The organism is Eubacterium callanderi (assembly GCF_900142645.1).
GTDB classification, from domain to species: domain Bacteria; phylum Bacillota; class Clostridia; order Eubacteriales; family Eubacteriaceae; genus Eubacterium; species Eubacterium callanderi.
This window is the reverse complement of the sequence record NZ_FRBP01000001.1, coordinates 306,445-323,438: the sequence shown is the minus strand read 5'-3', so window position 1 is coordinate 323,438 and position 16,994 is coordinate 306,445. Positions and strand designations below refer to the sequence as shown.

Sequence of the window (16,994 nt, the reverse complement as noted above, 5' to 3'; positions counted from 1 at the left end):
TGTGATTAGTAAACTCTTTGAAAAGCGGGAAACAACCGTAACCGTCGAGGAAAATAAAAACGAGGAAAGCAGCTATAGCAACGTTGAGGCTGCCATGTTAAAAGCTTTTGGGATCGACGCGCAGGGTTATGCCGATGAAAGCGCCTTAAAGGAAGCCACTTATTTTACCTGTATAAAAATACTGGCTGAATCCGTGGCAAAAATCCCGTGTTATCTGACGCAGGAAACCGCCGAAGGGGATGAGAGGGCAGAGAGCGAACCGCTGTATGAAAAGGTCGCCCTGCGGCCAAACCCCTATATGACCGCCATTGATTTTTGGAAAGCCATCGAAGTGAACCGGCACCATACCGGCCACGGCTGCGCGTTGATCGAACGAAACCATAGAGAGGAGGTCTTAAACCTTTGGCCTATCCGGTTACACAGGTTAATCATTGACGATGCCGGATTGTGTAAAAGCGAAATGGTCAATCCGGTCATGGTTGAATTTTCCAGTGTGGGCAGCAATGACATGGAATACTGCCGGTATGAGGATATTTTACACCTAAAGTCCTTTACGCAGGACGGATTAAACGCCAAGCCAAACCGGTATATGGTTAAAAGTGTGGTAAATACCGGTTTAAAAAGCCAGAAATACTTAAACGAGCTTTACGGCAGCGGTTTGACCAATAAGGCCGTGGTACAGTTAACGTCAGACATGCGGGAAGAAAAGAACTTGAAGAAAATGCAGCAGAAATTTGAGCGCATTTTTTCAAGCAGCGGACGTATTTTTACGGTGCCAGCAGGCTACACCATAAGCCCATTAAACATTTCTTTATCCGATGCCCAGTTTGAACAGGTGCGGCGCATGACCATAAGCCAGATCGCTTCAAGCTTTGGCATAAAGATGTACCAGTTAAACGACCTGAAAGACACCAATAATAACAGTTTGGAACAGCAGCAGTTATCATTTTTAGTCGATACGCTGCTTATTTTATTTGAGGGAAACGAACAGGAACTAAACTGGAAGCTGCTAAGCCCGGAACAGCGCCGAAAAGGGCTTAAATTCAGGTTTAACACCAACGTCATGTTAAGGACGACCGCCGAGGCGCAAGCCAATATTCTGACAAAATATGTGGCTGCCGGTATCTATACGCCGAACGAGGCCCGCCGCATGACACAGTACAAAGCCAAGCCCGGCGCCGATGAATTGATTGTCAATTCAGGCGTACTGAAAATTAATGATATTGGAAAGGAGGACGACAAGAAAAATGGGAATACCTAACGAAGAAAAAAGGGAATACCTTTGTTCCGGTCTGGAAGTCCGGGCAGATGGAACCGAAAACGAACCCGGTAAAATGACCATTGGCGGCTTTGCCGTAAGATATAACCAGCCAACCCTTATACGGGATTGCTGGGGGGATGAATGGTTAGAGGAAATTGCCGCCGGCGCGTTTGATGAATCGCTGCAAGGCAGCGAACGAAGGGAAAACGAAAAGAAAGCCCTGTGGAACCATGACCAAGGCAAGCCGTTAGGCTCAACCGTGGCCGGTACACTGCGGTTTTTGGACAATCAGGAAGGCCTGGAATATGAAACAGACTTGCCGGCCAATACCTGGGGGAATGATGCTTTTGAGAGCGTGAAGCGCCGTGACGTAACCGGTAGCTCTTTTGGCTTTATCTGCCGTGAAAACCATTGGGAAAAGGTGGAATACATGGGAAAAATGATGGACAAAAGAACCATCATGAAAGCCGATTTGATTGAGGTAAGCCCCTGTACATTTCCGGCCTATAATTCCAGTGAAATTGACTGTAGAAGCCGGAAAGAATACATAGAAGCCCAGAAAAAGGGCAGTAATACCGAACATCGGAAAAAGCTGGAAGTTGAAAAATTAAAAACAGAAATATTATTAAAATTATGAGGTGTATCAATGAAAGATAAATTATTAAAAATTTACAATGCAAAAAAAGAACAAAAAGAAAAGTTAGCAACCCGCGCGAAAAGCGTTGAAACCGCCGAGGAATTAAGAAGCATTAACGCCGAGATTGATTTGCTCAACAATGAAATGCAGGCCCTTGATGATTTGATCAGGGAGGCGGACAAGAGAGAGCGGGAAGTTGCGGACATGGAACACCGCTATTTAGCAAACCAAAACCGTAAAACGGATGATGTACCAGAATACCGAGCAATTGCGAAAATCTTGTTAAACCGTCCAACAACCGAGGAAGAAAGGGCGCTGGTCACATTGGCCGATAATGGCGCGGTGCTGCCAGAGGATTTTATTAATGACCTGCAATTACTGCGTAAAGGATTCCCGGCGCTGAAACCCTATTGCCATGTTATTTCCGTGACTAAGCATAACGGAAAAATGCCCTTTGCAAAGATCGGAAACAACAAATTAAGCAATTTAACATCCGGTGAAAAGATTCCAGAAGGAAACATTGGAACAGAAAATATTAATTACAGCGTGGATGATTATGGAAAATTATTAACGGTTGAAAACAGCTTGACCGATGATGAAGTGGTCGGAATTATCCAGAATATTGTAAAGCCAGAATTTGCCGAAGCGTCCGTTTTAACGGAGAATGACGCGATTTTAGATATTGTCAAGGCCGAAGCGACCGAGGTAGAGGGCGCAGAAGAATATACCGATGTAGAAAACGCCATGAACGCAGTTTTGCCAAGCCTGCGAGCTGGTATTGTCGTTTTAACAAACTTATCCGGCTATGTTTACCTGAAAAGTAAAAAAGACGCTTTAGGAAGGGATTTAAACCTTGTTACCAATGTAAACGGACAAGACATTTTCAACGGAAAACCCCTTGTAACACTGGATGATGCTGACCTGCCGGCGACCGCTGGCAAAGTGGTGTTCTATGTTGTCAACTTGTGGGCGCTGATTAAATTCTTTGACCGTAAAGGTTATGAAGTTGCGACCTCAAAAGAAGTGTTATTTGCCTATAATCAGACGGCCATTCGAGTGCTGGAACGCTTTGACGTACAGAAACTGGATAACCGCGCCTGCAAGAAAATTGAGTTTACACCGAAAGCCGGCGCGCCCGACGTTGACGCGTCCGGCCTGACCGTTGTGAGTGCAGCAGGAAGCGCAGCCGGAAAGACAAAGGTGACTGTATCACCGGAAAAAGCAACCGGAAACGCCTATAAATACAAGACTGCCGATAAAGTAGACATGCCATTAGTGGCCGCTGATCTGACCAGCTGGACGGATTGGGACGGTGCCGCCGACATTACCGCTACTACTGGCAATGTGATTTGTATTGCAGAGGTCAACGCAGATAAACGTTGTGTCAAGGCAGGAAAAACCACGGTAACCGCAAAGGCTTAAGGGGGTAGCGCATGGGCGTAACCAAGGAACAAATTAAAGAATACCTGAAAATTGATTTTTCAGACGACGACAAATTTTTAGAGGAGTTGATTACCGTTTCAGATTTATATATCACAAAAACGGTAGGAATGGCCTTTAAAGACAAGCCGGAGTATACGCCCGTGGCCGAACTGGTGCAAAAGAAAATCATTAACGATATGTACGAAAATCGGGCGGTAGAGGTGCCAGCCGATACTAAGAAGTCCACAATCGTAACCACAATTTTTGAGATATTGGAGGCGGCAGCATGGGAGGATATGTAAAAATAAAAATCATGCAGGAGCAGCCAGACAAACTGGAAAAAGGCCGGCCTGTAAAGCAGCCGGACAAGCTCTTTCGTGAACCGTGGGCCGAACCGCTCAGCCTGAAAGGGGCTGAGCGGTATAATGCCATCAATGCCGAACTGGAAAATACGCTTTTATTTAAGGTGCGGTATTGCAAAATGATGGAAAAAATGTGGAATTTTAAAGGCTTTAAGGTGCTGTTTAAAGATCAGGAATACAAAATTTATGACGTGGATTTTGCCAAGAATACCAAAAAATGGGTGGAAATCCGTTGTAAGGCGGTGACGTGATGCGGATCACATTGGATTACAGCGATTTTAAAAAGCTACAGGAACAAATAGAAGAAATCGGCGGTTCAAAGCTCTTAGATAAAGCAAATCGTAAGATTATAAAAAAAGGACAACAGACAGCTGCTGAGCGCGTTTCTAAGGAGCTGCCTGTTTCCGGTGATATTTCTGGTTCAGGCCCGAAAAGACATAAAAAACCTCGCTCAAGTCCTTTCGCACATTCACGTGACGAGATTCCAATAGGAAAATTAACAAAGAAAAAAGGGCTTTTAGGTGCTGATATTGGCTGGTATCCGTCGGATAACTCCCCGAATTTCTATGCGAAATTTGAGGAAACCGGCGCAGACGGCACCATAACCAGCAATGGGAGGCATACACCGAGCATTAAAAAGCGGGGAATTTTCTCAAAAACCACCCCGGACATAGAGGAAATGATAAACAAATTGGGTGTGGAAGAATACACCCGGTTACTACAGGAGGCCATGAGTGTTTAAACTTGAAGATATATCTGAAAAAGTCTTTGATGCCCTTATGTATTTACAGCATCCGGACAAGCAAGTGGTATTTGAATCATGGTACCGACAGGACATAGATTTAACGCACATTGTATTTCAGCAGATAGAGGAAAAGCCAAAATGTTTTTGTGACGATGAAATAGAAAGCGTCGAGCATATTGTGTCGGTCGATGTTTTTGGAAAAGACTGCGGGGAAGTCCACAAAATGAAAGTAGATGCCATAAAACATATGCGCAATGCGGGCTTTGTCTGGACAGGCACCGGATACGAGTATTTAAGGGAGATTGACTACTACCATCAAGAACTAAAATTTTATTATTTGGAGGAATTATAATGCAGGAAGTAATTAAAAAGACACGTACCCGCGGCTTGATGAACATTCACGCCGCAGAAATTTTAAAAAATACCAAAACAGAATACGAAGCAGATACACCAGTGCACATTAATGGGGCCATTTCCATGAAAATTACCGACAATTTCGCAACGGAAACCACCTATTCAGAGGACGGTGTAGAGGAAGTAATTACCGAATATATCGACAGTGATATTGAAATGGAGATCAACCGGCTTGCCCCGCAGGAGAGGGAACTTTTTTTAGGACAGCTCTTTAAAAATGGCTTTCTGATGAAATCAGCCGAGGATATTCAGAAAGAGCTTGCGCTCAGTTGGATGTCAAAACTTGCAAATGGCTTATATGAATTCTCTCAGTATTACTGTTTGAAGTTTAACCAAGGGGATGAGGTTACCTATAATACCAAAGCGGATAAAGTCGAAACCCAGACAAACAGCCTTAAGGGAAAAGCCTATAACCGAAAGCTGGAACAGGAAATTGACGGAAAGAAAAAGCACCTTTACGCCAATATCGTTGATGAAGAACAGCTTTTGGCTGAACATACCGACGCAAAGCAGGCCATTGAAAGTTGGTTTAGTGCTGTACAGGAACCGGCCTTAACGGCAGGTGTTGTGGCAACGGGCTTGACCGTAGCGTCAGCCGCTGGCACAGCAAAGGGAAAGACCGCCTTGACAGTTACACCGGACAAAGCATCTGGAAACACCTATAAATATAAATCCGATATTACTGTTGCAATGCCAAGCATTAACCGCGATTTAAGCGGGTGGACAGCATGGGACGGCACCGCCGAGATCACCGCCACCACCGGAAATGATATTGTTGTTGCAGAGGTAGACAGCAAGGGACTGTGTAAAAAGGCCGGTAAAGCCATTGTGATAGCAAAGGCGTAAGGTGACCGGATGAAAATTACTATTAAAGATAAAGAATACGATTCAGGGGCGTTTACCATCGAAAAGCATCAGGCTGTTGTTAAAGCATGGAACGCCTGTGAAGGGAAAGACCTGTTTAAAGAACCATACACAGAGGAACAGCTTAAAGAATTGTCGGCGGCAATGGCCTTATGTTTTGGGTTAAAGCCAGAGGAGATTACAGAAAATGTAAGCGTGGAAGAAATTACATATTTTTTCTATGGTATCCAAAACGAAACGATCAATAAGTTTAATGCTCTCTTTTTAGAGGTGGAAGAAAATTTTACCAATGGCAGCGGCGAACTGCCAAACGAATTACAGCCGGACAACTAAGGAAATATTTTAAAGGCGATACTGAACCGGCGCTCTTTTTAGGAGAAATTGATGAAAATACCCCGTATGTTGATTATATGGCAATGCAATATTGGATTAACATTTATTTGAATCGCATAAATGACGCATATACACGTATTTTTGAAATTTTGGATATAGCACCCGTTGAAAAGAAAAAAAGTGTTATTGGCGCATATTTAGAGGAACAGGGCTATATTGAAGAAACAGAAGAAAAGCCAGAAGATCATTGCATTAAAATGATTGATCAAATGGTTTTATACTCTGTAAATCATCTGAATAACAGCTATATGGACGCAATCAGCGCGGACTATCTGGAAATGTTGGATATTATCACCTATGACATGCAATTAAGGAAGGAGGCAAAAGAAAATGGCGGGTAATTATGCAGTTATTAAAGTAGGAGCCAACACCAGTGAGTTTACACAAGCGTCTAAGAAAATGGCAGCAGAATTAAAGGTAATTAATTCTGAAATGAAAGCCAGTGAAGCCGAGGCTAAAGCGCTAGGGAAAGCAGATGCTACTTTAGAGGGAAAAAAGAAAGCTCTTACACAAGCCCTGAATCTGCAAAACACCCAGCTGACAACACATACAAACCATATAAAAACCCTTGAACAGCGTTTAGAGAAACAAAAAGCCACACAGGCCGACCTAACAAAAAAAGTTGATACAACCACAGCTGCCTATAAAAAGGCAGTGGCGACCTACGGGGAAAACAGTACCGAGGCCAAAAAGCTGGAGGATACCCTTGATAAGCTTAAAAATGCCCAAAAGAACAACGAAAATGCCATAGAAAGCACTGAGAACGCCATAAACAAGGCCACAACATCCCTGAATAAAATGCGGGTAGAGGTAGCAAATAATGAGTCTGCCCTGAAAAAGGTAAATGGTGAGCTGGCTTCTTTTAAGATCGACGAGTTTACCAAAAAGCTGGATTCTGCATCAGGGAAGTTAAAAAATGTTGGCGACAGTATGACCATGCATGTAACCGCCCCAATTGTGGCCGGTGGCGCTGCCGCGGTAGCAGCCTTTAACGAGGTGGACGAGGGCGCGGATATTTTAATTAACGCGACCGGAGCCGTTGGCGAACAAGGCGAGGAACTCGACCGGATATATCGTAAGGTGGCTGGGACGATTCCAGACAGCTTTGACGCAATCGGCGGCGCAGTAGGTGAAGTAAACACCCGATTTGGTGTAATGGGCGACGACCTGCAAACCATGAGCGAGGACTTTTTAAAGTTCTCCCGGATTACTGGGGTGGATTCTGTTACAGGCGTGCGGCTTGTCAGCCGGGCAATGGGGGATGCCGGCATAGAAACCGGCCAATATAAAACCCTCTTAGACCAGCTGGCAAAAGCCAGTCAGGCCAGTGGGATTTCTGTAGAAACACTGACTGAAAGCCTTGCAAAATACGGCGCGCCAATGCGACAATTAGGTTTTGATACCGCCTCATCCATTGCCATTTTTGCACAATGGGAAAAAGCCGGCGTGAATACAGAGATTGCATTTTCCGGTATGAAAAAGGCGATTTCCAATTGGATGAAAGAAGGAAAGGACGCAAAGGTAGAATTTAGCAACCTTGTAAAAGGCGTTCAGGACGGTTCAATCACCGCACAGGAGGCAATGGAAATCTTTGGAACAAAGGCCGGGCCGGATTTAGTAGACGCTATCCAGCAAGGCCGTTTTTCATATGAAGATTTTTTAAAAACCATTGAGGATTCTGGGGGAACCCTTGACAATACCTTTGGGGCGCTTATGGACGGCGGAGACCGGGCAAAAGTTGCCATGAATAAAATTAAAATCGCCGGCGCAGATGCCGGGGAAGTGATCATGGAAAGCCTTGTGCCGATTCTGGAAAAAGGCGCCGACGCTTTAGAAACCTTTGCCGAGTGGTGGGGATCACTAACACCTGAAATGCAGGAGTTTATCATAAAAAGTCTGGCTGCCGTTGCCGTTACCGGCCCGCTGTTATCCGGCGTGGGACGTGTCGGGCAGGGCGTTGCAACTTTAACCGGTGCTTTTGGGAAAGTAGTACCAAAATTAGCTGAATTTATTACTAAAGGTAAAACGACCGGAACCGTTGGAAAAACAGCGGCGGGCGGTATAGCTAAGCTAACCGGAGGGATGAAAGCCTTGTCTCCTTCTTTGGCCGGCGCAAGCACCGGAGCAGCCGGAACCGCCTTATCCGTTGCGGGAATGGGTGCAGCCGTGATAACAGCCGGCGTTGCATTAGGAACAGGCGTGGCTGCTCTGTATAAGTACGGAGAACACCAGCGTTTTGTGAAAGACGGATCGCAAGCTATCATCGACAAAAATACAGAATTGCGGGCCAGTACCGAGGCAACCGCCCAGACAGTCACCGAAAGCATAGAAGCCCGAAAACAGTCCATACAGGCCGCAACGCAGGAAGTTGAAAGCACAAAGTCACTCACGGAACAGCTTTACCAACTCCAAAGCCACTATGATGGGTCAACAGCCAGTCAACAGGCGATGCAGGGCACAATAGATATGTTAAATCAGGCAATCCCCGGCCTGAATCTTTCCTTTGACAGCCAAACAGGCGCGTTGAACCGCAATAAAGAAGAAATTTATAACACAATAAATGCCTATGAGGAACGTATTAAAAAGGAAAGCGAGTGGGCAGCGCTAAACGACAATATTACCCAGAAAACACAGGCAGAAAAGGAATATCAAGAGGCCGTTGCAGAGGGCAACCGTATATCCGACGAAAAGAAAAGAATTTTAGATGATATTATTGCAAAATACCCGAATTATAACAGCAACCAGCAGGAATATAACCGGGCATTAGAAGAATATATCTGGAAAACTGACGGACTGAACAAAGCGCAGGATGAAAACAATAAAGCCGTAGAGGAAGCAGCTGGCAGTGTTAATAAACTGCGTAGCGAAAACGCCGAAATGGTTTCACAACTTACAGGTGAGGCGGTACAGGCCTTTGAACGGGTGCCGGAGTATGCCAGTAGCTCATCCAGCAAGGCCGTGGACAGCTTCTTAGGAGGCTTTACCGGGCGGCAAGCAGAAACCTTTGAAAAAGCACATGGTTTAGGCCGGGATACTGGTAACAACATAAAAAACGGTTATGAATCCACAAACGAGGAATTCAAGACCGCTGTTTATAACGGCCTTTTAGGCGGTGTGCTGAAAGCAGGGGAAACAAGGCAAGATTACAATCAAGCCGGACAGAACAGCGGCCAGGAATTGACCGGCGGTTTTGGTTCTAAAGCGGGGATGTTTGCCGGACAAGCCGACATAATTGCTCAGAGTGGAGCCAATAATATAAACGCCAAGGCAGGCGAGTATTGGAACGCCGGTAACAACGTTGGAACAAATGTAAACTCTGGATTTGGTTCCAAAACGGGAATGTTTGGCGGCACAGCTACTAATATGGCACAGACCGGCGTAAACGCCTTTGGAGGATTCTATAGCCAGATGAACAACAAGGGCGCAGACGGCGGCCGAGGTGTAGCGGACGGTGTAGGTGGGCAGGTCGGGAACGTATCCGGCCAGTTTGGCCGCGTTAAAAGTATTTTTGACACCGATATGCCAAGCCCGCGCGTAGCATTACCGCATCCGTATATATCTGGGCGTTTTTCTTTAAACCCCCCAAGTGTGCCGCACATTGGCATTGACTGGTATTCCAGCGGGGGTATTTTCAACAAGCGTTCTATTATCGGGGTCGGAGATGCCAATAACGGCGTTGGCAACAGCCCGGAGGCCGTTGTACCTCTTAACCAGATGTATAACCGCATTGAAGCGATTTTTCGCAATGTGAACCATGAAACACGCCAAACACCACAAAATACTACAGCAGCCGAAAAAATGGACATAACGATTCCTATACAAATAGGCAATAAAGCACTGGAAGCCTATATTATTGAGGTTACCGGCAGCAATTTAGCCATGACGAAAAGGAGGGTAAGGTAGTTGCAGATAGATGGAAAAAGCATTAAAGACTTTAATGCTGCATTTTTAAAAATGGACATAACCGATGTTAGTTTAGAGGCTGCCGATGAATGGATAACCGGCAGTTTGACACCGGTCTGGGATAAAACAAAGCATACTTTTAAATCCTTGCTGGTAGAACTGTTTTTTAAGGCAGAAACAAAAGATTTAATGGAACAGAATATAAGCAACCTGCTTGCAGCGCTGCTTAAGCCTGTCACCTTGTCCTTTGACAACCGGGAACATCAGTATAAGGTAAAAATGACCGAAAACGAGAGAACCGAAACCGTAAGTAAAAAGGCCATGCGCCTGACCATTACCTTTATCGGTTATGAATTTGACACTGAGCAGACCATACTTATAAACAGGACATTGACAAAAAGGGTAACGGCAAGGGGAAACGTTCTTACCCCTTGCATATTGGAAATAACACCATCTGCGGACATCGCAGACCTGACCATAACCGGTGTGGGCTGGGATGAGCGCAGCAGCAGCGATGAACCCATAAAATTTATCAAGCCGCTTAAAGGCGGCCAGAAAGTTATTGTGGACGGAGAAAAAGGGCTGGTAACTTTAGCCGATGGCACTAATAAATACGGCGATACGGATATGTGGATATTTCCACGGCTTAAGCCCGGAGAAAATAACATTTCTGTGTCCAGAGATAATGTTGATATTACATTGCGGTACTGTCCGCGATTCATTTAAAGAGAAGGAGAAATAAAATGTTAAAAATTAAAGAAAGTCGAAAATTAGAAGGATTAACCGAAATTGATGTACAGCAGAGTGAAGGTGTAAGTACCAAAGTACAGGTGGTAGGTCGTACCGCAGAAATAAGTGATAGTGGGATGGTGAATTTTAGTACATACATACAGAATGAAGCTGTTGCAGAGACACACGCTGAAACAGTAAAGATGGAAACTGCTGAATTTTTAAATAAAATAACAAGCATTTTATTAGGGAACGAAAACAAAGGAGAACAGGCATAATGAAAATAACAATAACAAATGAAAAAATGATTGATGTGTTAACCGGTTTACAGGGAGTAGCAAATAAGGCATTGCCTGTAAAAGCTTCCTATGCCGTTGGAAAAAACATGGATCGTTTAGAACGAGAATTTAAGCATTATGATAAAGAGCGTATCAAAATTGTAAAAGAATACTGTAAAAAAGATGCCGAGGGAAACGACATTACCGACGAAGCCGGAAACGTAAGCTTTGAAAAAGAAAACCGTGAGAAATTCAACAAAGCTATTGAAGAATTAAAGGAAATTAAGGTTGACATTGAGATACACACTTTTGACTTTGAACACATTGAAAACTGCACAGACCTTACACCAGCAGATTTAAGAGCTTTGGACTGCATGTTGACAGGGCAGCCAGAGTAATGACAAAGAAAGGAGCTGAAAACTATGTTTCTACAGCTCTATGACAAAAACCATCACAAAATAGCAGGGCTGGCCGTCGCAAAAGCCGCCACTGTAGAAAGCGTCCTCTCCACAGGAGATGGGACGCTTTCTTTTTTATATCCATTAAAAGAGGCTGCGCAGCTGGTTAATGAAGCTTATGTTCGTACAAAAACAGACGAATATATTATAAAAGAAGTGCAGCCAGACAGTAGCGACCTTTGGTGTAGTGTAAAGGCCACCTTAAACGTGGAAGATTTAGAAGGGATATGCTGGCCACGCTTTGAATCGGTGGAACAGACCATAGACGATTGTTTAAAACTGGCAATCGCCGGTACCGGCTGGGCAATTGGAAGTTGCACTGTTACGAAGCGGCGCACCATCCGAAAAACAGAGTGCAGCGGATGGGATATTATACAGCAGGCCCGGAAAACGTACCGCTGTGAAATATGGTTCGACACCATCGAAAAAAAGATACACATATCAGAAAAACGCGGTCAGGATAAAGGGATGTACTTTACCGATACCTTAAATCTGCGAAAGTTAGCTATCCAGTCAACCAGCTATGATTTTTGTACCCGGATAAAGGCAGAAGGGAAGGACGGACTGACCTTTAAAGAGATCAACGGCGGGAAAGATTATGTAGAAAATCACCAGTATAGCAATAAAGTTTTAACAAAATACTGGAAGGATGAACGCTATACCAACGCCCAGAGCCTTTTGGAGGATACCAAGGCAAAACTGGAGGAACTCAGCAAACCTGTAGTGGCCTACTCCGGGGATATTCTCGACCTTGCTAAAGCCAGTCCAAAAACCTACAGGATTTTAGACTTTGGCCTGGGGGACACCGTGGAGCTGGTGGACAGCACCACCGGCACCAAGGAAAAGCAGCGGATTGTAAAGATGGTGGAATATCCAGACGAACCCGAAAAAAACACCTGCGAGTTTGCCAACCGTACCGCCAGCTTTGAAGAAATCCAGCAGGAGCAGAACGATGTAAACAGCACCGTCAACAACATCACGTCAGATGATGGGAAAATCGCCAGTTCAGCCCTTGATCTGGATGCCATCACCCTGAACGTACAAAACATATATGCACAGGAATTGAACGCCATAAAGGCCAGAATCGGGGATTTAGAGGTTACCACGCTTAAGGCTACGACTTTAATCGCCAATACGGCGAAAATAGAACAACTCTTTGCCGAAAAAGCCACGATACAAGAGCTAACCGCTGCCGTTGGTCGGATCGCCATATTAGAAACAGGTATGGCTGAGATTAACACGGCCATTATCAAACTGGCAACCATTGAGCAGCTCAACGCCGCCAATGCCAACATTGAAAAACTGCTGGCCGACAACGCTACCATCAACCAGGCGTTGATCTTAAAAGCCGATATAAAGGATTTACAGGCTGTAGAGGCCAGGATCACGACCGCAGAAATAGAAGTGGCTAAGATCGGAACCTTAAGCACCGATGTGGCAAATATCAAGACACTGGTCAATGGAAATTTGACTTCTGCCAATATACAGGCCGGCGGGATCACATCCGACAGCCTGACCATACGGGACGGATTTATCACCAATGCGATGATCGGCAGCGTGGCCGCTGGGAAAATCACCGCTGGTAAAATTAATACAATGCTGGTTGAAATCGGCAGCGAAAACGGAAACCTTTCCATAAAAGACAATACCATCCAGATTAAAGAAGGAACCACCATCCGGGTACAAATTGGAAAAGACGCAAACGGCGAATATTCCATGTATGTTTGGGATAAAAGCGGCAGTTTAATGTTTGATGCCATCCAAGGACTGCACGCCCCTGGGATTAAAACCGGGATTATCCGTGATGATATGGTGGCCGATAACGCGAATATCGCCGGAACAAAAATCGACATCCAAAGCCTTGTAACAACCATTAACGGCGGTATCACTAAGATCGACAGCAGCATTGTGCAGATGGACAGCGCCGGGCAGACCTTAAAAGTCGCCTTTAGCACCATGACCAACACCGTAAACAACGTGTCAGGGATCGCCAATGCTGCAAAGACTGCCAGTGAAACAAACACCACGGCCATCAACGTGCAAAAGGGCCGTATTGATACCCTGATCCAAAATACGACCATCATAAAGGACGGACAAACCGTCCAGCTTAAGGATGCGTACCAGAAAACCGTTCAGACTGTAGAAGGGATTCAAACTACCATTGGCAACCAGCAAAGCAGCATCGACGCGGCAACGGGTGATATTACCAGCATAAAAAGCCAGCAGGCCACCTTTAATCAGAACTTACAGGGATTAGAAAACAGCTATACCAGCCTACACCAGACCGTCCAGCAAAAAGCAGACGGAACGACCGTCACTGCGGTTACAAACCGTGTCGGTACACTGGAAAGCGGACTGAACGGCTTGAAATCCACAGTATCCAGCTTACAAAGCACAGTCAGCAGCAAGGCCGACGGCAGCATCGTTACCAGTTTGAATACCAAGGTAACAACGCTGGAAAGCAACCTGAACGGCTTTAAATCGACCGTATCAGATACCTATACCACTAAAGTCGAATTTAATTCATTGGAGTTTGGCGTAAATAACCTTTTAAAAGATACCGTGAAATATGGAACAGCATGGCAAGCGGGTGCCTGTAATAAAACCATAGGCCAAACAGATCCTTATGGTGGGAAAAAGGCCGTTTTAGTGAATGGAAATACCAATATAAATTCTTATTTGCTTGTTGGCGCCGGATATATTCAAACAATAGGTTACCACACTTTAACGGTATGGCTTAAAGGTACAAAGGCAGGAAATGTAAAAATATCCATCAACAATCGTAATAATAATGATACATCAGAAAAATCATGGAAAACATGCGCGGTAACAACCGAATGGAAACAGTACAGTTTAACGGTAAACGTCACAAGTATTGCAACAATGTATCATTTTGTTTTGGGAGGGTGGTCAAGCTGGACAGACCTATCTTTAGGTGTATACATGGCATTTCCGACGCTTGTAAGAGAAAACGAACAAATTACAGCCTTAAATGACAAATTTTCTTCTTACAGCACGACAACTGCCATGAACAGCGCCATAGAACAAAGCAAAACCAATATCTTAAGCACCGTGTCGAATAGCTATGCTACCAAAGCACAGCTAAATACAATAGATGGGAAGTTTGCCAATTACGCAACGACCGCGGCCATGAACAGCGCCATTGATCAAAAGTCAAACCAGATTTTAAGTACAGTTTCATCGACCTACACCACCAAAACAGATTTTAACAACCTGTCCGTGGGCGGGCGGAATTATTATAAAAAAACAACACCCATTTCTCTTTCAGGTGGAGCCGTTACAATCGACCGGAATAATGCCGAGTGTCCAAACGGTTTTTATACCGTTGGGATAAAAGAACAAACAGGAAACTGGCGAATTGGGAATGTCATTACATCGAATGGCTATTGGACAATCTCATTTGAAGTGCGCGGTTCACAAAATTCAGCAGTAGGTTTTTATTTAGATGTTTGTGATTTAGGGATGATCCGCATAACCACAACAGCTGATAATACGTGGAAAAAAGTAGAGCATACTGTCAATGTTACAAATCACGATAATAGCCCAACGGTTTATAATTTTGTCGATATGAGCGCATTTTCATGGGCTTATTTTTACATCCGGAACATAAAAATCGAAAAAGGGCAGAAAGCCACAGACTGGACACCCGCGCCCGAGGACGTGGACGCGAGCATAACAGCCGTAGACAACAAATTTGTAAATTATAGCACAACAACGCAGATGAACAGTGCCATAGACCAGAAAGCCAACCAGATCAATTTAAACGTAAGCCAGAACTATACCACTAAGACCGAATTTAACACACAGATGAGCATCAACCAACAGACAAAACTGAACGGCATTGAACTATTTGACCAGACCTACCGAGGCAGTTTCGCAGCCCTGCCCTTTGCGACAGGAGCACATACAATTGTGTCCGCGACCGCAGCAGGCGGCGCTTCGACGGATTCTAATTTAATTAAGACCGTGAACGCTCCTATTCTATATACCGATTATATGCCATGCAATATTGACCTGCCTTATTATTGGAGTTGTGAAGTCTACAGCGAAGGTACAACCGATGGTGTAATCTATGTACAGGCCTGTTTTTACAACGATAAACAGGCACAAGTGGCAACAAATGAGGGAGCCGTCAATTTAATCGGCGGTCTGGCCATAACCAAAGCAAACACCTGGCAAAAAATGGAAGGCTGGTGTGGCCCGGTGAATACGCTGGCTACCCACAAAAAAGCCTGTTATATGCGGATTCGTTACCTACCAAGGTATAACGGAAAGACAGGCGTTACCTATATCCGAAATGTGAGCTTAAAGCAGCTAGGAGCAAACCAGATCGCAACAACGAATCAGCTTCAATCTGCGCTGCTCATTAATGTGAACGGCATTACAAGCCGTGTGACCGCTGTCGAAACTAAAGCGACCACCACAGCCAACGGACTAACCAACCTGACAAGCCGTGTGAGTACAGCTGAGCAAAAGATAACACCGGTAGCCATCACAAACGCAGTCACAAGCGCTATAAACGGCGGGCAGGCAAGCTTTCAGACCGCCAGCATGACACTAACCAGTACGGGATTAACCGTCGATGCTTCAAAATTTATTGTCCGTTATGGCGGCGTTGATTTAATGAAACTGGAAGCAGCCAACAGCCAATTATCATTACGGGCAACGTTGCAACAGTATAATAAATCGACAGGATATAAAGGCGTTGAGGTTGTAGATAATAAAATACAGTTTTATGATCATACCTTGAACGGTAATTTTGTAGGGGGTATATCCTCCGTTGTAAAATCAACCACGCAGGATCAGCCAGGCTTATCCATTTATTATGATGAACCCGACCGCCTAGGGCTAGGATACAAAAGAACGAGTGACGGAAAAATAATCCATAGCATGGAATTGAGAAACAAAACGATAAATATAAATGAAGTCACAAATTTTAGTACAACTGTTTATTTTAACGGCCCTGGGCCATGGATGCCAGACGTTCACGGAAAGGGCGGCTTTGCCTTGACCCTTTATTCAAATCAATATATTGTTTGTAGACAAGAAGCCAACAACAGTATCTATATACCAATTTGGGCAGGCGGCTTTAATACAGGTTCATCCCGGGCGACAAAAGACAACATTGTGCCGATTCAGGATGGAAGCTCAATTATAAGGCGTTCTGAAATTTGTAGCTATAACCTTAAAGCAGATTTGCAGCAGGGAAATTACATCAAAAAATATGGCCTGATTGCCGAAGATGCCCCCGATGAAGTGGTTACACAAGACAGAAAAGCCGTTGATTTATATAGCATGGTATCAATCGGATGGAAGGCAACACAAGAAATCATTCTGGAAAACGACCTGCGCGATGTCAAGATCGAACATTTACAGCAAGAAATAGGTGAGCTTAAAAGCAAAATTTGGCAACTGGAGCAGCGTTTAAGCGTTGCATAGAAAGAGGTGTTACCAATGGATAGATCAGGGCCGGGAGGCCCTTTAATAATGCAAATTTTAGGAGGACA

The 16,994-nt window shown here is 44.6% G+C and carries 15 protein-coding genes; all 15 read left to right on the top strand.

Annotated elements, in window-relative coordinates; genetic code table 11:
• Position 1: 1 nt before the first annotated feature.
• The 15 genes from BUC22_RS01575 to BUC22_RS01505 all read left to right on the top strand — a co-directional run bounded on the left by BUC22_RS01575 (position 2) and on the right by BUC22_RS01505 (position 16,926).
• The gene (locus tag BUC22_RS01575; RefSeq protein WP_073382013.1) at positions 2-1,261 is read left to right on the top strand and encodes a phage portal protein; all 1,260 of its coding nucleotides are present in this window, start codon (positions 2-4) and stop codon (positions 1,259-1,261) included.
• Positions 1,248-1,898: an HK97 family phage prohead protease gene (locus BUC22_RS01570; RefSeq protein WP_073382010.1), complete on the top strand. Its 651-nt coding sequence runs from the start codon at positions 1,248-1,250 to the stop codon at positions 1,896-1,898. The genes BUC22_RS01575 and BUC22_RS01570 overlap by 14 nt, the downstream gene beginning before the upstream one ends.
• Before the next feature lie 9 nt (positions 1,899-1,907).
• Positions 1,908-3,320 (top strand): phage major capsid protein, encoded by a 1,413-nt coding sequence (locus tag BUC22_RS01565; protein WP_073382009.1) that lies wholly within the window; start codon positions 1,908-1,910, stop codon positions 3,318-3,320.
• 11 nt (positions 3,321-3,331) lie between these two features.
• On the top strand, positions 3,332-3,622 hold the full coding sequence (locus tag BUC22_RS01560; protein WP_013381399.1) for a head-tail connector protein: 291 nt from the start codon (positions 3,332-3,334) through the stop codon (positions 3,620-3,622).
• Positions 3,607-3,933, top strand: a complete 327-nt coding sequence (locus BUC22_RS01555) for a phage head closure protein (protein ID WP_073382006.1) — start codon at positions 3,607-3,609, stop codon at positions 3,931-3,933. The genes BUC22_RS01560 and BUC22_RS01555 overlap by 16 nt, the downstream gene beginning before the upstream one ends.
• A gap of 11 nt (positions 3,934-3,944) precedes the next feature.
• Positions 3,945-4,424, top strand: a complete 480-nt coding sequence (locus BUC22_RS01550) for a hypothetical protein (RefSeq protein WP_143163921.1) — start codon at positions 3,945-3,947, stop codon at positions 4,422-4,424.
• Positions 4,417-4,779 (top strand): hypothetical protein, encoded by a 363-nt coding sequence (locus tag BUC22_RS01545; RefSeq protein WP_073382002.1) that lies wholly within the window; start codon positions 4,417-4,419, stop codon positions 4,777-4,779. The genes BUC22_RS01550 and BUC22_RS01545 overlap by 8 nt, the downstream gene beginning before the upstream one ends.
• Positions 4,779-5,687: a major tail protein gene (locus tag BUC22_RS22240; protein ID WP_073382001.1), complete on the top strand. Its 909-nt coding sequence runs from the start codon at positions 4,779-4,781 to the stop codon at positions 5,685-5,687. Before BUC22_RS01545 ends, BUC22_RS22240 begins: the two co-directional genes overlap by 1 nt.
• 9 nt (positions 5,688-5,696) lie before the next feature.
• On the top strand, positions 5,697-6,038 hold the full coding sequence (locus tag BUC22_RS01535; protein WP_073381999.1) for a hypothetical protein: 342 nt from the start codon (positions 5,697-5,699) through the stop codon (positions 6,036-6,038).
• Positions 6,039-6,115: 77 nt separating this feature from the next.
• Positions 6,116-6,439 carry a hypothetical protein gene (locus tag BUC22_RS01530; RefSeq protein WP_073381997.1) on the top strand — a complete coding sequence of 108 codons (324 nt, stop codon included), beginning with the start codon at positions 6,116-6,118 and terminating at the stop codon, positions 6,437-6,439.
• A complete protein-coding gene (locus BUC22_RS01525) occupies positions 6,429-10,001 on the top strand; it encodes a phage tail tape measure protein (RefSeq protein WP_073381995.1) in 3,573 nt (1,190 codons plus the stop codon). The genes BUC22_RS01530 and BUC22_RS01525 overlap by 11 nt, the downstream gene beginning before the upstream one ends.
• On the top strand, positions 10,002-10,727 hold the full coding sequence (locus BUC22_RS01520; RefSeq protein WP_073381992.1) for a phage distal tail protein: 726 nt from the start codon (positions 10,002-10,004) through the stop codon (positions 10,725-10,727). It abuts the gene before it with no gap.
• A gap of 17 nt (positions 10,728-10,744) precedes the next feature.
• A complete protein-coding gene (locus BUC22_RS01515) occupies positions 10,745-11,008 on the top strand; it encodes a hypothetical protein (RefSeq protein WP_073381991.1) in 264 nt (87 codons plus the stop codon).
• Complete coding sequence (locus tag BUC22_RS01510; protein ID WP_073381988.1) at positions 11,008-11,406, top strand: hypothetical protein; 399 nt, start codon at positions 11,008-11,010, stop codon at positions 11,404-11,406. Before BUC22_RS01515 ends, BUC22_RS01510 begins: the two co-directional genes overlap by 1 nt.
• Positions 11,407-11,430: 24 nt before the next feature.
• Positions 11,431-16,926 carry a phage tail spike protein gene (locus BUC22_RS01505; protein ID WP_073381987.1) on the top strand — a complete coding sequence of 1,832 codons (5,496 nt, stop codon included), beginning with the start codon at positions 11,431-11,433 and terminating at the stop codon, positions 16,924-16,926.
• Positions 16,927-16,994: the final 68 nt, after the last annotated feature.